Raw genomic sequence first — 2,218 nt, 5'->3', positions numbered from 1 at the left:
TCGTGGCAACTGCTGCATGCGATTGTGGCGATCAGGTCAGGCGGCTTGATTCCGGTCCCGCAGAGGCCAGCAAGACGAATGTGAGCCAGTACTGAGGTTTCAGGATTGCCGTTGCATACGCCGGGGATCCGCACCTGACAGTCGCGGCCGCGTGCCGCTTTGCATAAATTAGCCATGCGCTCTCCTCGCCGCGAGACGCAGCCATTTCTGATCCACCAGGCGGGCGGTATAGCCCTTCAGTGTCGGGATGTCGGAAGGTTTAAGCGCTGGCTTACGTTTGCGGCGCGCCGGAACGCGGAAGATTTCGTTTGTGATGACGCGTGCGAGAGGATTACCCACGGGAAGCCCTCCACTCTTGCGCCCAGGCAATGCGCTTACTGGATGCTTCGGAGAACTTCACGCCGCGGTCGGTACCGAACCAGTAAATCGCCTCGATGACATCGACCATGTAGCGCTTGCTGGATTTGGATGTGCGGACGCCGAAATAAACGCGCCCACCGTTGATGCCCGGCGCGGATTTCTGTTCCTGGTCCTGGGTCTGATTCACCAGAACAGTGATGAGGTCCTTCCACTCTTCGCGGGTAAGCTTTTCGCCGTGCCAGACAACCTGGTCAGACAGGTCCTTCAGCAGTGGCCACATCAGACGGTTTTGCTTGTCAGTGCGCGTCTCTTCCCGGGCCTCGACGACCATCGGCGCGCGAGGGTTTACCGGCAGGGTGCGAATGTACGCGATGAGGTTCTCTTTAACGGTGTCGTTGACGATGCAGTAGTGCTGCTTCATACGCCACCTCCGAGAGGTAACGCAGAATGCAGAAAATCGCAGGTGCATTTCTGCATCTGTGACAAGGTGAGGAGTTCAGATTGTGGTCGCATTTAAGTCCCCTTAAATGCGCAGAAGTCACCGCCGGGTGTTCAGGCCGTCAGCAAAGAAAGTATGGACGGTTGATTCAACAAAATCAACTGAAGAGAAAGGCCTCCGAAGAGGCCTGTTTGTTATGCGTCGAATGGGTTAGGCATCACTAATCATCCTCATCCCAATCATCGTCGTTATCGTCTACCGCCCACGAAAGCGGATTGGTAGCTTTACTTATTTGGCTCGCGTATCCGCTACGTCCAAGGCTTCTCAGCACGTTATATATCTCAAACATCTCAGTGCGTTCATCGCCAATTTCCAACTGGCAGGCCAGTGCGTGACACTCTGTAGCAAGCGAGGCTAACTTTTTGATGAATTCGGATTTACTCACAGCTTCCCCTCCTGCTGCGGCGCTGCTGCGAGCATGGCCTTCCACACAGCAGCATTCGTATTTTTGAACAACGCAGCTCTTCCCATTTCCGGCGTAGGCTTAACCGGAACCAACTGCCAACCATCCGGAATTGCCGGAGAGTTGCCAGCATCCTTGATGTGCATCCGTGGCTCACCATCTTTCGGCTCGGGCCATTGTCGAGCCATGTTAACCTTCAGCTTTTCTTCCATTGCAGCAGTGATTTCCCCGTCACTGATACCAGCGCGGCGCTGGGCATCCCACAATAGGAATTGCATGTCAGCCCACTCGCTGAGGTCGTCAGGTTCTGCCGCTGCCTCTAACGCTTCTTTCGACAAGTGTTTAAGTGGTCCGATGGGTCCAACATCACCAAACGTGGCGTCTGACCATTCAGCATGTTCACGGCGTACCTGTTCTCGCAACTTGTAAGCCTGGCTTACAGGTTCGACCATATCGCGCTCATGCTCGGAATGGTTGAGCATGGCGGCGCGGCAGGCGTTCCACGCAGATTCGGCCATAACACCAAGCATCTGTTTAGCTGCCGTGGTGTATTGATTCTGCTGGTAATGCTCATGCCATTCTCTACCGAACCATGAATAAAAATTATCATCAGCATCAACTGCCAGCGCTGGCTGGGCGGTGCAATCACATGGGACGCTTATTGGCTCCCCCCATGGCTGCGTACCGCCACTATCAGCCATTCCTGTTCCGTTGCATTTCGGGCATAGTTTTTCCTCAAGCGCATTCAGCAACATACGGATCTCATGTTGTTGTGCTGCTATCGTTGAGTCTTTGGCTTCCAGCTCATCCAGCAGCGCCAGCACGGTTTCTGGACCTGTGAGCAGGTTGAATGCATTCGCCGCGTCAACATCACCATCGACGTTTAGCAGCGCCTCATCAAACAACTCATCATTCGGCATCATAAGCAGACGCTTCATTGCCGGTAGCGCCTTTTC

4 protein-coding genes and 1 pseudogene are annotated in these 2,218 nt (G+C 54.4%); all 5 read right to left on the bottom strand.

The annotated features are described in order from the left end of the window. On the bottom strand, positions 1-176 hold a 176-nt coding region (locus tag ACWWFX_RS25185; protein WP_473225095.1), incomplete at its 3' end, for a nuclease domain-containing protein. Next, positions 169-339, bottom strand: coding sequence for a NinE family protein (locus tag ACWWFX_RS25180; protein WP_473225094.1), 171 nt, complete (start codon positions 337-339; stop codon positions 169-171). The genes ACWWFX_RS25180 and ACWWFX_RS25185, both read right to left, overlap by 8 nt. Continuing rightward, positions 332-781 carry a recombination protein NinB gene (locus tag ACWWFX_RS25175; RefSeq protein ID WP_032647533.1) on the bottom strand — a complete coding sequence of 150 codons (450 nt, stop codon included), beginning with the start codon at positions 779-781 and terminating at the stop codon, positions 332-334. The genes ACWWFX_RS25180 and ACWWFX_RS25175 overlap by 8 nt, the downstream gene beginning before the upstream one ends. Before the next feature lie 238 nt (positions 782-1,019). Then, positions 1,020-1,244, bottom strand: a complete 225-nt coding sequence (locus tag ACWWFX_RS25170) for a hypothetical protein (protein ID WP_473225093.1) — start codon at positions 1,242-1,244, stop codon at positions 1,020-1,022. Next, positions 1,241-1,681 (bottom strand): annotated as a pseudogene (locus ACWWFX_RS25165) (DUF550 domain-containing protein); the annotation flags it as partial. The gene ACWWFX_RS25170 and the pseudogene ACWWFX_RS25165, both read right to left, overlap by 4 nt. Positions 1,682-2,218 lie beyond the last annotated feature (537 nt).

This window comes from Pseudocitrobacter sp. 2023LY-00077 (assembly GCF_055796175.1).
Note: the sequence above shows the minus strand (reverse complement) of the source record. Positions and strands in the feature narration are given on the sequence as shown.